The sequence below is a fragment of the Photorhabdus kleinii genome (genome assembly GCF_025384885.1).
Lineage (GTDB): Bacteria > Pseudomonadota > Gammaproteobacteria > Enterobacterales > Enterobacteriaceae > Photorhabdus > Photorhabdus kayaii.
In genome coordinates this window covers 13,440-29,177 of sequence record NZ_JAJAFY010000028.1, presented here as the reverse complement: position 1 = coordinate 29,177, position 15,738 = coordinate 13,440, and the positions used below count along the sequence as shown (strand labels likewise).

The 15,738-nt window shown below is 42.8% G+C and carries 15 protein-coding genes, 1 pseudogene and 1 other annotated feature; of the genes and pseudogenes, 10 read left to right on the top strand and 6 right to left on the bottom strand.

Annotation, left to right across the window (positions count from 1 at the left end):
- Positions 1-79: 79 nt before the first annotated feature.
- On the bottom strand, positions 80-1,285 hold the full coding sequence (locus LG003_RS14000) for a serine hydrolase (RefSeq protein WP_262980999.1): 1,206 nt from the start codon (positions 1,283-1,285) through the stop codon (positions 80-82).
- Positions 1,286-1,465: 180 nt separating this feature from the next.
- On the opposite strand from LG003_RS14000, the gene LG003_RS13995 reads away from it, so the two are divergent.
- Positions 1,466-2,086 carry a glutathione S-transferase family protein gene (locus LG003_RS13995; protein ID WP_262980998.1) on the top strand — a complete coding sequence of 207 codons (621 nt, stop codon included), beginning with the start codon at positions 1,466-1,468 and terminating at the stop codon, positions 2,084-2,086.
- Positions 2,087-2,092: 6 nt separating this feature from the next.
- Here LG003_RS13995 and LG003_RS13990 read toward each other — a convergent pair whose 3' ends face one another.
- A complete protein-coding gene (locus LG003_RS13990; protein WP_262980997.1) occupies positions 2,093-2,920 on the bottom strand; it encodes an SDR family oxidoreductase in 828 nt (275 codons plus the stop codon).
- A 278-nt stretch (positions 2,921-3,198) separates the two neighbouring features.
- Here LG003_RS13990 and hisL point away from each other — a divergent pair, with 278 nt between their 5' ends.
- From hisL to hisIE, 9 genes and pseudogenes are all read left to right on the top strand, one after another.
- Positions 3,199-3,246 carry a his operon leader peptide gene (gene hisL, locus LG003_RS23500; RefSeq protein ID WP_109791964.1) on the top strand — a complete coding sequence of 16 codons (48 nt, stop codon included), beginning with the start codon at positions 3,199-3,201 and terminating at the stop codon, positions 3,244-3,246.
- Positions 3,222-3,345, top strand: a sequence feature (His leader region). (Overlaps the previous gene by 25 nt.)
- Before the next feature lie 26 nt (positions 3,346-3,371).
- Positions 3,372-4,271 carry an ATP phosphoribosyltransferase gene (gene hisG / locus LG003_RS13985; protein WP_113042202.1) on the top strand — a complete coding sequence of 300 codons (900 nt, stop codon included), beginning with the start codon at positions 3,372-3,374 and terminating at the stop codon, positions 4,269-4,271.
- Positions 4,272-4,277: 6 nt separating this feature from the next.
- Positions 4,278-5,597: pseudogene (gene hisD, locus LG003_RS13980) on the top strand (histidinol dehydrogenase); the annotation flags it as partial.
- Positions 5,598-6,701: a histidinol-phosphate transaminase gene (gene hisC / locus LG003_RS13975; protein ID WP_255566990.1), complete on the top strand. Its 1,104-nt coding sequence runs from the start codon at positions 5,598-5,600 to the stop codon at positions 6,699-6,701.
- On the top strand, positions 6,701-7,768 hold the full coding sequence (hisB, locus tag LG003_RS13970) for a bifunctional histidinol-phosphatase/imidazoleglycerol-phosphate dehydratase HisB (RefSeq protein ID WP_262980996.1): 1,068 nt from the start codon (positions 6,701-6,703) through the stop codon (positions 7,766-7,768). The genes hisC and hisB overlap by 1 nt, the downstream gene beginning before the upstream one ends.
- Positions 7,768-8,373 (top strand): imidazole glycerol phosphate synthase subunit HisH, encoded by a 606-nt coding sequence (hisH, locus tag LG003_RS13965; protein ID WP_262980995.1) that lies wholly within the window; start codon positions 7,768-7,770, stop codon positions 8,371-8,373. The genes hisB and hisH overlap by 1 nt, the downstream gene beginning before the upstream one ends.
- A gap of 5 nt (positions 8,374-8,378) precedes the next feature.
- Complete coding sequence (gene hisA / locus LG003_RS13960; protein WP_112879007.1) at positions 8,379-9,116, top strand: 1-(5-phosphoribosyl)-5-[(5-phosphoribosylamino)methylideneamino]imidazole-4-carboxamide isomerase; 738 nt, start codon at positions 8,379-8,381, stop codon at positions 9,114-9,116.
- Positions 9,098-9,874 carry an imidazole glycerol phosphate synthase subunit HisF gene (gene hisF, locus LG003_RS13955; protein WP_112879008.1) on the top strand — a complete coding sequence of 259 codons (777 nt, stop codon included), beginning with the start codon at positions 9,098-9,100 and terminating at the stop codon, positions 9,872-9,874. Before hisA ends, hisF begins: the two co-directional genes overlap by 19 nt.
- Positions 9,868-10,473 carry a bifunctional phosphoribosyl-AMP cyclohydrolase/phosphoribosyl-ATP diphosphatase HisIE gene (hisIE, locus tag LG003_RS13950; RefSeq protein WP_112879009.1) on the top strand — a complete coding sequence of 202 codons (606 nt, stop codon included), beginning with the start codon at positions 9,868-9,870 and terminating at the stop codon, positions 10,471-10,473. Before hisF ends, hisIE begins: the two co-directional genes overlap by 7 nt.
- A gap of 61 nt (positions 10,474-10,534) precedes the next feature.
- Here the strand turns inward: hisIE and LG003_RS13945 are convergent, their stop codons facing one another.
- From LG003_RS13945 to LG003_RS13930, 4 genes are all read right to left on the bottom strand, one after another.
- A complete protein-coding gene (locus tag LG003_RS13945; protein ID WP_112879010.1) occupies positions 10,535-10,753 on the bottom strand; it encodes an integrase core domain-containing protein in 219 nt (72 codons plus the stop codon).
- Positions 10,754-11,597: 844 nt separating this feature from the next.
- The gene (locus LG003_RS13940; protein ID WP_262980994.1) at positions 11,598-13,049 is read right to left on the bottom strand and encodes a transposase; all 1,452 of its coding nucleotides are present in this window, start codon (positions 13,047-13,049) and stop codon (positions 11,598-11,600) included.
- Positions 13,046-14,071, bottom strand: a complete 1,026-nt coding sequence (locus tag LG003_RS13935) for an aminotransferase class I/II-fold pyridoxal phosphate-dependent enzyme (protein WP_262980993.1) — start codon at positions 14,069-14,071, stop codon at positions 13,046-13,048. Before LG003_RS13935 ends, LG003_RS13940 begins: the two co-directional genes overlap by 4 nt.
- Positions 14,072-14,285: 214 nt before the next feature.
- Entirely contained in the window at positions 14,286-15,734 is a 1,449-nt protein-coding gene (locus LG003_RS13930) for an FAD/NAD(P)-binding protein (RefSeq protein WP_262980992.1), read from the bottom strand.
- Between the last annotated feature and the right edge of the window lie 4 nt (positions 15,735-15,738).

Sequence of the window (15,738 nt, the reverse complement as noted above, 5' to 3'; positions counted from 1 at the left end):
GCGGCAAAATGCCGCGCCCTAAATCAGAAAGAATATAAATCCACCCAACCTGCCACATAAACCTTATATTGACGTCAAATCAACCAAAAATCGCCTTAAACCAACCACTAACTTTCATCACAATCAAATCCCAAATACGGCTAAAAAAGTTACCTTCCTCTACCGCCTCTTTAACCACCAAAGGACGTTGTTCAATGACCTTATCCCCTAATTGGAAGTTAATCACACCAACAACCTGATTTTTCGTCAAAGGCGCTGTTAATGGAGTCTGATTTAATGTGTAACTGGCTTTCAGATTTTTTAACTGCCCACGAGGAATAGTGATCGCCGCATCTTTTTCTACGCCGAGAGCAACATCTGAACGCTTGCCATACCAAACCTTTTCTGAAACAAACGGCTCGCTAACTTTAATAGGTGTTACCGTTTCATAAAAACGGAATCCCCATGCAAGTAATTTTTCACTTTCAGCAAAACGAACCCGATCACTTGGTGCGCCTAACACCACAGAAATCAGCCGCATAGATCCCTCTGTCGCTGAAGCAACCAGATTATAACCGGCACCGCTGGTATATCCTGTTTTCACACCATCGACATTCATATTTTTATTCCACAACAATCGGTTACGGTTAAGCTGTTGGATTTTATTGAAGGTAAATGTTTTCTCTTTATGCAGAGCATACTCATCAGGAACATCACAGATCATCGCCTGACTCAATACCGCCATATCACGAGCAGTACTGAATTGGCCTTCAGCATCCAATCCATGAACCGTACGAAAATGGGTGTTAGTCAACCCAAGCGCTTTTGCATAATTGTTCATCAGACTAACAAATACATCCTGACTGCCCGCCACATAATCAGCCAAAGCGATGCTGGCATCATTACCAGATTGAATAACAACGCCACGATTCAGATCGATCACTTTTACCCTGTCACCGGGTTTAAGAAACATAAGCGAAGAACCTTTCAGTATGGGATTTCCCGTCGCCCAAGCATCTTTTCCCACAGTAACGACATCTTCCGACGTAATTTTTCCTGCTTTTATCGCCTGACCGACAACATAACTGGTCATAATTTTTGTCAGACTGGCTGGATCAAGCCGCTCATCGGGATTACCCTCAGCCAGAATTTTACCGCTGTCATAATCCATTAACACATAAGCTCTAGCGTCCACGGGTGGAACAACAGGTTCATCCGATGCATAAACACGGGCACTTACCATTGATGCCACTATCAGCACCGCAATCACACATTTCATCGTCATCGCCAGACTTTTCTTCATCATCGTTCCCCTTTACTTAATAAGAAAAAATGTCAAATTCTTATTAATATAAAATGTTGTACGACAAGAAACCAACGTAAACAGTGTAAAGATTGTGCCGATCATGGGTTTTCATTTAACCTGATAGAGGTTATTGGTAACAAATAGACGATTTTCTTATCATCCCGATTCAAGGAGAAGCTCATGCTAACCATTTGGGGCCGTAAAAACTCTTCCAATGTAAAAAAAGTGCTCTGGTGTCTGAAAGAACTCGGTGTACCGTATAATCAAGTAGATATTGGCGGTAAATTTGGCAAACTGGATGACCCGCAATATTTGAAAATGAATCCGAATGGAAAAATCCCTTGTTTACAGGAGGGCGATTTTATTTTGTGGGAATCCAACGCAATTGTTCGTTATCTTGCCGCAAAATTTGGTAAAGATATACTTTATCCACAAGATCTACAGGAAAGAGCGAATGCGGATAAATGGATGGATTGGGTTGGTTCACATCTGTTTCCTTATATCAGACAACTCATGATAGGTTTTATTCGCACACCGGAAGCAGAGCGGGATCAAAAACAAATAGAACAAACCCTGGCTGAAATCGAAAAACTGATGAAAGTGCTCGATAACATTCTGGCAGAACAGAAATATCTTTCTGGCGATAAATTTGGCATGGCGGATATTGCATTAGGGCCTATGATTTATCCTTGGCTTAATATTCCAATCAAACGTCCATCTCTGCCAAATATTGAACGCTGGTATCAGTTAATGGCAGAAAGACCAGCGTTCAAAGAAATTGTCATGATTGAGTTAAGTTGAGAAAAATCAGCTCATTGGCATCCATCTGGGATCGGGATATTGATACTTAAATCCTAATTCCTGACAAATACGGCTGCCATCAACAATTCTACTTCCCACCTGAGTTTCCTCTCTGGAAAACTCAGGTGGAACTAAATCAAGCTGATTACTGGCCTTAGGGTAAAATTCAACTTTGGTTGGGTGAACAGGCGCACATAAATTATAAATATGCCCACCGTCAGTCCTCTGAATTAATAAATTAATGGCTGAAATAACATCATCCTGATGAACTAAATTGACCGGCTGATTACCCCCTTTAACTCCCTTTTTCCCCGCCAGAAAACGCCCGGCATGACGACCACTGCCTACCAAACCGGCTAAACGCAAAATATCAACAGAAATATTTGGCAGTTTGTGCAACCAATTCTCTAATTCAACCAATGCCTGAGCGGAAAGTGTTTCAGGGCAAAAAGGCGCATCTTCATTGAGATTGCCAGCAACAAAACCATAAACAGAAGTAGAACTGGTGAAAATAATCCTTGGCACAGAGTACGAAAGAGCCGTATCGACAATTAACTGAACTGCCCTAACATAGTTATAACTGCCACCCGCAGTGTGGCTTGCCGGTAAAGTAATAATCATCACATCAGCTACCATCAGTTGCTCTAAATCATCGAGCGCGCAATTGATCTGAGGTTCCAGTTGTAACAAATAACATTCGATACCAGACATACGTGCTGCCTCTACACCATCCGGCGTCGTTTTACTGCCAACAACCTGCATACCACTACAACTCAATGCTTTGGCTAGTGGCATCCCCAACCAACCCAGACCGATAATGGAAACTTTTTTCATCACCACTCCTGCTATGCCTGATATTACTTTGATTATGCAAACAATCCGAACATTAAGCCACTGTTATTATTGATCCTATATTTCTCCCATAGGAGGGAATATTTCAAGTAAAAACAAAACATTATTATGAGATAAATTTATTGTTAAAAAAATAGATTGCTTTTAAGCCGTCAAATCGTATAGGTTGAATAGCAAGCAAAAAATTTAACCTCTGTTGGTCAGTGAATAAAAGTAACCGGCAGTAAACAGTCCGCAATCATAAACAAAGAGAAACCATTATGATCCGCATTCAATTTAGCCATTACCATCATCATCATCCTGATTAGTCTTTCAGGCGATTGTGTGCTGGAAGACGTTTAGCGGGTCTTCCGGTGGCATGAATGCGATAAAAACCCTCGGAAGGATCCTTCCGAGGGTTTTTTTATGTTTCCGATTTTAAGTGGGGATGAAAATGTTAGATAAATCACATTTACGTATCGCAATGCAGAAATCAGGCCGATTAAGCGAAGATTCACGAGAATTACTGGCTCGCTGTGGCATTAAAATCAATCTGCAACAACAGCGCCTAATTGCATTCGCAGAAAATATGCCCATTGATATCTTGCGGGTACGCGATGACGATATTCCAGGGTTGGTTATGGATGGCGTCGTCGATCTGGGTATTATCGGTGAAAATGTGCTGGAAGAAGCGCTATTAAGCCGTCGCGCTCAAGGAGAAGATCCTCGTTATTTCACTTTACGCCGCCTTGATTTCGGTACTTGTCGCCTTTCACTGGCCGCGCCTCTAGACTACAACTACACTGGCGTCGAATGTTTACAAAATGCCCGTATCGCAACCTCTTACCCTCACCTACTAAAACGTTATCTCGATCAGAAAAAAATCCACTTTAAATCCTGTCTGCTAAATGGCTCAGTTGAAGTTGCTCCCCGCGCCGGGTTAGCCGATGCCATCTGTGATCTGGTTTCAACTGGCGCAACACTGGAAGCGAATGGTCTGCGGGAAGTAGAAATTATCTACCGTTCCAAGGCCTGTCTTATTCAACGTGATGGAGAAATGCCCGCCGATAAACAGCAATTGATTGAGAAACTGTTGACCCGCATTCAAGGGGTAATTCAGGCCCGTGAATCCAAATACATCATGTTGCACGCACCAAGTGCAAAACTTGAAGAAGTGATTGCTCTGCTACCAGGGGCGGAACGTCCAACGATTTTACCGCTGGCGGGGGATCAGAACCGCGTTGCCATGCATATGGTAAGCAGTGAAACACTGTTTTGGGAAACGATGGAGAAGCTTAAATCCCTTGGCGCCAGCTCCATTTTAGTCTTGCCGATTGAAAAAATGATGGAGTAAACGAAAATGACTGACCGTTTCGATACCCTGATCCATTGGCAGGAATGCCATGATGACCAGCAAAACGCTTTACTAACACGCCCTGCTATTTCAGCTTCCGTAGAAATCTCCCATACAGTGGAACACATTCTGCATGCGGTAAAAGAGTATGGCGATCACACTCTGCGTGAATTCAGCCGCCGTTTCGACAAAACGGTTATTAAAAATATCCGTATTTCGCCGGAAAAGATCGCTGCCGCGGAAAACAGCCTGAATGACGACATTAAACAGGCAATGAAACAGGCAATGAATAATATTCGCGTTTTCCACGAAGCGCAGAAGCCTATAAAGATCGAAGTAGAAACCCAACCTGGGGTCTATTGTCAACAAGTAACACGGCCTATCGATTCTGTCGGGCTCTATATCCCCGGAGGTTCTGCACCATTACTTTCTACCGTTTTGATGCTCGGAATACCTGCTCAAATAGCGGGTTGCCATAAAGTTGTACTTTGTTCCCCGCCACCGATTGCCAATGAAATTCTCTATGCAGCCACACTGTGTGGAATTACGGAAATATTCCAGATTGGTGGTGCTCAAGCCGTTGCTGCTATGGCATTTGGAACAGAATCCGTACCCAAAGTAGATAAAATTTTTGGCCCAGGTAACGCTTATGTCACTGAGGCCAAAAGACAAGTTAGTCAGCGCGTAGATGGTGCCGCCATCGATATGCCTGCCGGCCCATCGGAACTGCTTATTATCGCCGATGCGGGAGCAAACCCTATCTTTGTGGCTGCCGATTTACTCTCACAAGCAGAACATGGTCCTGACTCACAAGTGATATTGGTTACACCTGATGAAGCGTTAGCCAGAAAAGTGATAGCGGAAATCGAAAAACAGCTTACCCTGCTTTCCCGCAATCAAATTGCCACCAAGGCATTAGCGCACAGCCGAATTATTGTGACAACAAGCCTGCAACAGTGTGTGGAAATCAGCAACCGCTATGGCCCAGAGCACCTGATTATTCAAACTCGTCAACCAGAACAACTGGTTGAAAAAATCACTAGCGCCGGTTCCATTTTTCTCGGTGACTGGTCGCCGGAATCTGCGGGAGATTACGCATCAGGAACCAATCACGTATTACCAACTTATGGCTACACCTCAACCTATTCCAGCCTTGGTCTGGCAGATTTCTTAAAGCGTATGACAATTCAACAACTGACGCCGCAAGGGCTGCTGAACCTATCTCAGACCATTGAAACACTGGCGCAAGCAGAACAACTGACCGCTCATAAAAACGCTGTCACTTTACGTGTGGCGGCGCTGAATATTGCCGGTCAAGGAGTGAATATGAATAACATTTTTGACGCCAACCGGTTGGCACGAGAAAATATCCGCAAATTAACCCCTTATATGTCTGCTCGTCGCCTTGGCGGCAAGGGTGATGTTTGGTTGAATGCCAATGAATACCCACTAGCCCCTGATTTCCAATGCACTCAGCAAACATTGAACCGCTATCCTGACTGCCAGCCCGCCTCGGTTATCCGCCGTTATGCCGCCTATGCCGGTTTACAACCCGAGCAAGTATTAGCCTGTCGTGGTGCTGATGAATCCATTGAACTTCTAATCCGCGTATTTTGTGAACCCGGACAAGATGTGGTTCTGTTTTGCCCTCCGACTTATGGTATGTACAGTGTCAGCGCTGAAGCTTTTGGTGTCGAACAAAAGAAAATTGCTGCACTAGAAAATTGGCAACTGGATATCGAAGCGATCGAAAATAACCTTGACCGGGTAAAATTGATCTATATCTGTAGCCCTAATAACCCAACAGGAAACTCAATTAATCCTGATTCATTGCGTAAAATTCTGGAACTGACCGCCAATCGCGCAATTGTCACTATCGATGAAGCCTATATTGAATTTTGCCCGGAAAATAGTATCGCAGGCTGGCTAAAAAACTATCCAAATTTAGTCATTTTGCGAACCCTCTCGAAAGCTTTTGCTTTAGCCGGTCTGCGCTGTGGATTTACTCTCGCATCTGTGGATATCATCACTCTGTTGTTAAAAGTGATTGCACCTTACCCGCTTTCCACTCCTGTTGCAGATATTGCAGCACAGGCACTGACAGCAGAAGGCATCGCAATTATGCAAAAACGTGTCGTTGAGATCAGGGAAAACCGCAATGACTTACAACAGGCGCTGAATAAATTAGCCATCGTTGAAAAAGTATTCCCCAGTGAAACCAACTATATATTGGTGAAATTCTATGACGCAGAAACTGTTTTCAGAACATTATGGCATCAGGGCATCATCCTGCGCGACCAGCGCAAACAGCCCGGTTTAGAGGGTTGCCTGCGGATCACCATCGGCAGCCGTAAAGAGTGTGAGCGAGTGGTTGAAGCCATCAGCGCCCTTTCCACTGTAAATGAACAACCAAAGGAGACAGCAAACTGATGAACCAGAAACTCCTTTTTATTGATCGGGATGGTACACTGATCACTGAACCGCCAACAGATTTTCAAGTTGATCGTCTGGATAAACTGGTACTGGAAACCGAGGTTATTCCTGCTCTGCTTGCCCTGCAAAAATCGGGGTTCAAACTGATTATGATCACCAATCAGGATGGTCTTGGCACAGATAGTTTTCCATTAGAACAATTTGAACCGCCACATAACCTGATGATGCAGATTTTCAATTCTCAAGGTATCCATTTTGATGAAGTTTTAATCTGCCCTCACAAACCAGAAGAGAACTGTCATTGCCGTAAGCCAAAAATAAAACTAGTGGAAAAATATCTGGCAGAAAGCATGATGGATACCGCTAACAGCTATGTGATTGGTGACCGGGAAACCGATCTGCAACTGGCAAAAAATATGGGCATTCAGGGGTTACGTTATCATCCGAAAAACCTTAGCTGGTCCGCCATCAGCGAACGACTAACCCGTCAAGACCGTCACGCTCATGTTCAACGTGTCACTAAAGAGACATCCATCAACATTGACGTTTGGCTTGATCATGAAGGTGGCAGCGATATCAATACCGGTGTCGGTTTTTTTGACCATATGTTGGATCAAATTGCTACTCACGGTGGTTTCCGCATGCATGTTCAGGTTAAAGGCGATCTCTGTATTGATGATCACCACACCGTTGAGGATACCGGTCTGGCATTAGGGGAAGCATTGAAACTGGCTTTAGGAGATAAACGGGGTATCTGCCGTTTTGGTTTTGTGTTGCCAATGGATGAATGCCTTGCCCGCTGTGCTCTCGATATCTCCGGTCGCCCTCATCTGGAATATAAAGCTGAATTCAAACACCAGCGGGTAGGTGATCTGAGTACTGAAATGATTGAGCACTTCTTTCGTTCACTCTCTTATGCAATGGCCTGTACACTGCATCTGAAAACGAAAGGCAGCAACGATCATCACAGAGCAGAGAGCCTGTTTAAAGCTTTTGGCCGAACACTACGTCAGGCGATTCGGATAGAAGGCGATACATTGCCTAGCTCCAAAGGGGTTCTGTGATGAAAATCGTCATTCTCGATACTGGCTGCGCTAACTTGTCATCGGTAGCTTATGCTATCCGAAAATTAGGTTATCAACCTGAAATCAGTCAGGAAGTAGCAACGATCCTGGCAGCAGATAAATTACTTTTGCCTGGCGTCGGCACTGCCAGTGCTGCAATGGATCAATTGAAACAACGGGAACTTATATCGTTAATTAAAGTACTCAGCCAACCTGTGTTAGGTATTTGCCTTGGCATGCAGCTATTCGCTGCCACCAGCGAAGAAAGCGATAATGTTACAGGTGATAATATCTCCCTACTCGAAGTTATTGCTTCCCCCGTCCAAAAAATGGCTAATCACGGGCTTCCATTGCCACACATGGGCTGGAATCAAGTTCTGCCAAAAGCCGGACACCCGCTATTCCGTGGTATTGAAGACAATGCCTATTTTTATTTTGTCCATAGCTACGCGATCCCACTGAATGCCTACACCATTGCGCAAACTGAATATGGCAATACTTTCAGCAGCGCAATCGCCAAAGATAACTTCTTTGGCGTGCAGTTTCACCCTGAACGTTCCGGTGCTGCCGGAGCCAGACTATTAAAGAATTTTCTGGAGATGTAAGCACAATGATCATACCCGCATTAGATTTGATTGATGGCAAAGTAGTACGGTTACATCAGGGGGATTATGCTCGGCAACGGGATTATCAACACGATCCTCTGTCCCACTTCCAACAATATGAACAACAGGGAGCAAAACGGCTTCATCTGGTCGATCTAACCGGCGCTAAAGATCCATCCGCCCGCCAGATCCCTCTACTGCGCAAATTACTTGCCGCGGTTTCTATACCTGTTCAGGTTGGCGGCGGCATCCGTACAGAAGAAGATGTGAAAACATTGCTTGATGCAGGCGCCAACCGAATAGTGCTCGGCTCTATCGCCATAAAGCAACCGGCACTAGTTACCCAATGGTTTAAACGTTATGGCGCGGAAAATATTGTGCTGGCGCTGGATGTCCGTATCAATGATACCGGCATAAAACAGGTTGCCATTAATGGCTGGCAGGAGAATTCCTCTGTCACTCTGGAACAGGTTATTGAGCAATATCTGCCTTGCGGGTTGAAATATGTACTGTGTACAGATATCTCCCGCGACGGCACTCTCATCGGCTCAAATGTCGAATTATATCGGGCAATTTGCCAATGTTATCCACTAATCGCGTTTCAGGCTTCGGGGGGCATCGGCACGTTAAATGATATCGCTTCTCTGCCTGCCAGCGGTGTAGCCGGGGTTATTATTGGTCGCGCATTACTTGATGAGAAATTTACCCTGACGGAGGCAATTCAATGCTGGCAAAACGCATAATCCCTTGCCTTGATGTTCGTGACGGGCAAGTAGTTAAAGGCATTCAATTTCGTCATCACGAAATTATCGGCGATATTGTGCCACTCGCTCAACGTTATGCAACAGAAGGCGCAGATGAACTGGTTTTCTACGATATCACTGCTTCATCTGATGGACGGGTAGTCGATAAAAGTTGGGTTGCCAAAGTTGCGGAAGTGATCGATATTCCTTTTTGCGTTGCCGGTGGCATTAAAACCGTCGAAGATGCAGGGCAAATTCTCTCATTTGGGGCAGATAAAATCTCTATCAACTCCCCTGCACTGGCCGATCCAACCTTAATTACCCGTCTGGCCGACCGTTATGGCGTTCAATGCATTGTCGTAGGGATTGACACTTGGTTTGATGAAGGCACTGGTCGCTATCAAGTTTATCAGTTTACCGGTGACGAAAAACGCACAACAGCCACCCAATGGCAAACCCTCAATTGGGTAAAAGAAGCGCAACGACGTGGCGCAGGTGAAATCGTACTCAATATGATGAATCAGGATGGTGTCCGCAATGGCTACGATCTGACTCAACTAAAACAGGTACGGGACGTTTGTCACGTTCCTCTCATTGCCTCTGGCGGCGCAGGCGCACCAGAACACTTTCTTGATGCCTTTAAACAGGCAAATGTCGATGGTGCATTAGCAGCATCTGTATTCCATAAACAGATTATTAATATTGGTGAATTAAAACAGTACCTTTCACAACACGGCGTGGAGATAAGAACTTGCTGACCGCACAACAAATCGAAAAACTGGATTGGGAAAAAGTCGCTTATATGATGCCGGTTATTGTGCAACATGCTATATCCGGCGATGTCCTAATGATGGGCTATATGAATAAAGAAGCACTGAATGTCACTATCAGTTCAGGTAAAATCACCTTGTTTTCCCGCAGTAAACAACGTCTATGGACTAAAGGTGAAAACTCCGGCCATTTTCTTAATTTGGTCAATATCTATCCTGATTGTGACAATGATGCCCTGTTAGCACTCGCAGATCCAATTGGTCCTACCTGCCACTTTGGTACATACAGTTGCTTTGCTCCGGCACAAACTGAATGGGGATTTCTCTATCAGCTTGAAAAATTACTGGCAAGTCGCAAAACAGCCGACCCTGACCACTCATATACAGCGAAGTTATATGCCAGCGGTACTAAACGAATCGCTCAGAAAGTAGGTGAAGAAGGGTTGGAAACTGCTTTGGCAGCGGCAGTTAATAATAAAGAGGAACTAACGAATGAAGCAGCAGATCTGATGTATCACCTAATGGTTCTACTACAGGATCAAGAGCTGGATCTTAGCTGTGTTATTCGTCGATTACGACAAAGATGAGTCAGGGGTCTGGTTGATTTCAGATCCTGAGCGATCTCTGACTTCGACAGACAGAGCATTTTTACGTTTTCATTTTTTCGACAAGAATCTCATTAGGCGTTTTACCTTTCAAGTCACCGTGTGGTCTGTAATAGTTGTAAAACGCCCCCCATTCAGCCAATTTGGCTGCTAAATCTACGTCCTCTTTAAATATGCATAATTGGTAAAACTCTTGTTTATCGGTGAGATGGGAATGTTCAACTTTCCCATTCAGATTGAGACTAACTGGTCTGAGATACACATGTTCAAGCCCGGCCCTAAGTCTTCACAATGCCAATGGAGTTTAGACTGAAACTCATGATCATTACCCGTACGGATCATTTTGATTCTGAAAGGAAATTTTTAGACGACATAATTAATAAAATCAATGGCACATGCTTAGTTATGTTTTTTATAGACTTTTAGTACCCCAATACGCATTACATCATCAATGGTTGTGCATTGGAATCTGCGTACCTTATTTCCATTCTTATCTTTGAAATTGAGGCTCTGTGAGGGCCTATTCAGGCCGTAACGATATAGAACACTGTAGATTCCTGATAGGGAGACTTTCAAGCCATGATATCGAGCTAAGCAACAAACTATTTTGTCAAAAAAAATGTACAGCATAAAATTTCACCTTATATAATATGTAAAACAAGAAAAACAGGGTTTCCGGGCACGGTTTGCCATTAATTGACCCTTTTTCTAACTTCCTGTTCTATTTTCCTGTTCATATTAACCTCAACTAACACATATCAAATATACATAAAACTGTCAGTCTAAGTCTAAAAAGTCATAAGGGTATTTCTTCAAATCCACTCCATCCATTGGAATAAGGATATTCATTGAATTATTCAATCTTTAAGCTTCCTATAATCAGAGTATTTAGTACCTCATAGATTCCACAATAGAACTTATAGCCACGGTAGGAATTTTAGAACTATTGTTTAGTGTCCATATTGTTTTCGATTACTGTACTTATAATTAAAACTTAACCTTGAGTGCCCTTACAATTGCGTCATTATCATCTTGATTACGTGACTGCTCCCCGCCGTAAAGAGGGTGTCGCAAAAGGTCAGCATTGAAAATAACCCCACAGAAATTTATTGCCTGTTATTGGGACTGGCAACCCATGACAGGCTAAAAATAGCCCATAATATCAGGGCAACTGCCCTTGATAAGTTATACGCTATGGCATGCAAGGTAAATTCCACTCTGACTGCCGATAAACCTCTACGCCGAAAGCGTTCCAGTCCCTGGATCCCACGTAAAGCGGAAAATACCGGTTCTACCATGACTTTTCTCTGACTCAATATCCGTTTTGACTCCAGTTTGGTCATACGTGAACGCCGTTTATCCCGCGCTTTATCTTCCGGGTAACGTTTAATTTTTCTGCCCTTTTTCGCCTGCGTACATTTTTCTTTTTTCGGGCAATCGGCACAGTTTGCTCCCGTATAAACTCGATGCCCACGGCTCTTTTCGGAAGGTTTTACTGTACTGACAGGAAGCAACCTGTCATTGGCCGGGCAGATATAAAGGTCTTTCTCCGCATGATAAATAAACCGCGATTTTGGGTAGATTTTTCTTAGGCTCTGATGCTCATTGCCTTCCGGGCAGAACAACAGAATGTGATGTTTTTGCGTCTCAGCAATCACCTCGTCATGGAAATAACCGGCATCCAATAACAGCTTGTCCGGGTGACGCCCCGATAGATTGAAATTCTGTGCCAATAACGCGGCTATCACTTGGGTTTCACTGGAGGGGTCTACCGTTTGAGCGACAATAATACGTCTGCTGTTGACCAAAACAGACGGTTTATAAGAAGTTGAAAATCCTCTTCCCCGCTTGAGTTTCTGGACGACGGCATCGGGTTCGGTTGGATTGATACGCAGTTGGCTGGCCTCCTTCCCCTTTTTTTCCCGATTTTCTTGTCGGTGCCGTAAGACGTCGGCTCCCTGTTCCAATTGTTTCCTGCGTTTCTCTATCTGCACTGTGGCAGACATTGCCGTGAGGGCATTTTTTTCGCGTGAAATCGCTTCCTGAGTTAAAAGGTGGTAATGAGAACAGGCCGCCTCTATCACTGTCCCGTCACCGGCCAGACACGAAACCCCCGAATGGCTACGGTGCAAAATGGAGAAGGTCAGTGCTTCAAAAAACGGCCCGGTCAGGACAGATTGGTGCTGATAAATGAAACGCCCCAGACTGGCGTGATCGGGCGTAATTCCCTGACTGACAAAAATACAGCCTAAATCGAAACGCGCAAGTCGTTCAAGTTCTCTGAGCGAGCAGTGACCTTTCATGATCCCATAAAGTAGGATCCCCATCATGGAACGGGGAGAATAAGGGGCTCTGCCTGTCGAAGCATAATGGCGTTCAAAGGGAGCCCAATCTTGCTCATCAAGAATGTCAGCCACAATAAATGCGCTACGCTCCCCCATTTGCCTGAGATAATCAGAAAGGGAAAGAGAACCCGCTAAGACAGGTAAGTGCTGAGCGGTGACAAACTGACGTCCAGTATGAATAGAAGGTTCCCGTTTTCGAATGAATAAGGTCATAAAAGATCTGCGCTTAAAAGAAGTACGCAGATCTTAACGGATAACACGCGCCTTTTGCGACACCCTCGCACTGGGCGAGGGTTTACGGCGGGTCTTGCTAAAGTGATTCTAACGCCTTCATCAGGGTACACTTTAGCTATAATATTTTCATTCCTTAAAAGTTTTTCAAGTAAAGCTGTTTTCTTAGGCTCATGAATCCATAGGAAATTTGTTTGACTGTGTAGTACATTCCAACCTTGGTTACGAAGATAACTGAATATTCTCCGGCGTTCAGATGCTATATATCTAACTCTATACATTAGTTCTTCTGTTGCTTCCAATGATGCTAAAGCCGCAGCATTTGATAAAGAATTAACTGAAAAGGGTAATTGTAAACTGTTTACTCTATAAGCAATATCAGGGTGGGCAATACCATAACCAATTCTCATGCCAGCTAATCCATAGGCTTTTGAAAAAGAACGGATAACAATGAGATTAGGAAATTTTTCTATCCAACGTACCGAAACAGGTAGAGGGAAGTCAGTTACATATTCTATATAGGCTTCATCTAATATGATGAAAGTTCTCTTAGGGATCCTAGTTATAAAGGAATATAAAATGTCGGATTGAATAAACTCTCCTGTAGGATTATGTGGATTGCATAATATGATAACATCAGTCTGCTTTGCTTTATTTATTAGAGCGTCAAGATCTTGGGTTCCGTCTTGTCGAAGTGGAATTGTAGAAGTATACGCTCCCACTATGTTAGATATTAAAGGGTAAGCTTCAAAGTTTCTCCACGAATAGGTAATGTTGAAATTAGCTTTGGATAGTGTTTGTAATGATGTTAATGCAATGCCAGCAGCCCCGGCACCAATCATGATCATGTCAGAAGGCACTCCAAGCTTAAGTGATAAGTTGTTTCTGAGTGACTCGGGAAACAATTCTGGATAACGGTTTATTTTATCCAGCTCTATACTTATGCTTTCGATTATATTAGGTAACGGCATAAATGGGTTTTCATTTTGGAATAAATGATGCATGTTCCACTCTATTTTATAATTACATGAAAAAGTTATCTTCTGAATTGCTTAACATTATCTTTTTTCTAAAAATAGTGTCTTCAATAGGTAAACAACATAGAGATAAATATATTTTTTAAAATAAGTTAATCTATGCTAAATATACTCTGACTGAGAAATAACGCTAACTAATATCAAAGCCAAAATTGAATACCGTGTTGTCTCATGTTTATTATTAATTTTTTATATTATCCTTTAACCACTTACCTAAACTTTTTGCCTGTTGAATGGCTGGATAGATTGCATTGACTAACGGGATACTGCTATGAGAGCTTATTCCTAACAACCAGATATTTTCAAAAACCTGTTTTCTTGAATGATATACCCTAAAATTTTTATCTAAATAAGGTTCTGCCATAGGCTCTAAAGTTACAGTATTTAAATCTAAGCTACTATTTGAAAGAGAGTATTTCGGATATTCTCTACCAGTTGCAAAAATAATGGTTTCGTATTGACATTTTTCATTTCCCCATTCGACTTCCCACTGTGCATTATAGTTTAAGTTGACAATTACAGGTACCCCCTGATGCAAATGAATTTTCTCTGCCTTTAATGCTTCTAATAACTTTTTGGCATTTTCAAGAGAACATGCTCCCATATACCGTGAGATAATATTATTACATGAATGCAGAGCTTTTTGTTGCGTGATACTATCTTTTCCAGCCATCAACTCATTGATAATATCAATAAGTTCAACCATAATATCTTGCCAATAGATATTGCCTTTTCTTGCTAACTGAACCTCCTCTTCTAGCCTTTCAATTGGATTGCTTTTTTTTGAAATCTGTAAAGATAGAGGCAAGTCAGTTAATTTTGAAATGGCTTTTATGACAACCTTTGTAATACTCTGGGGTAATTTATTACTTTTAAAATCAAGCTTAGCTACTTCATCAATATCAATTAGTTCAGCTTCAGCAGGAAGAGTATGAGTTCTTACAGCAGGTAGTTCTCCAGAAGGAGAAGCCATCGTCACCCGATGATTTTCTTCAGCTAGCGTAATAGCTGTTTCTATTGCGCTAAGTTTTGTACCTATAATTAAAACCTGGGATTCCGGTGACACTAGGGTAGTAATATTTTTAACAGGATACGGAGAAGTAAAAATTCCTTGATGGTTAGCAAATTCTTTTGCAAATTCTGGAATGATACTGCGTGAGTAACCGGTACATACAATAACGGCATCTGCGGTTATGATATTTTCACCCGCAGAATAGATACAATATTTCCTCTCATTGGATATCAATTCAATTCTGGTTGCATGTCGCCGTATGTATATTGTTTTGACGCCGTTAGCTTCTGCATTCTTTGAATATTCTTTAAACCTAGTTTTGACATATTCAGAAACTAACCTTCGGGGAACAAAATCTTTGGGTTCTATCTGCATACCTCTATCATTTAAGAATGAAGTAAAGTCATGTAAATTCTCTGGTACTACGCTAATACTTCCTGCTGATGTATTACAAATCATATCTGGTTCTGCTGAGTCAAATGCCTCACTTTCACCAATTGAAGTTGGGGCTATTATGTAAATATTTTCAGCAATATTGTAGCAAATTAATGAAATATAGGCGGCGACGCCTGTTATGCCGCCGCCTATAATAGCTATATTACGAATTGAATCTTTCATGAGA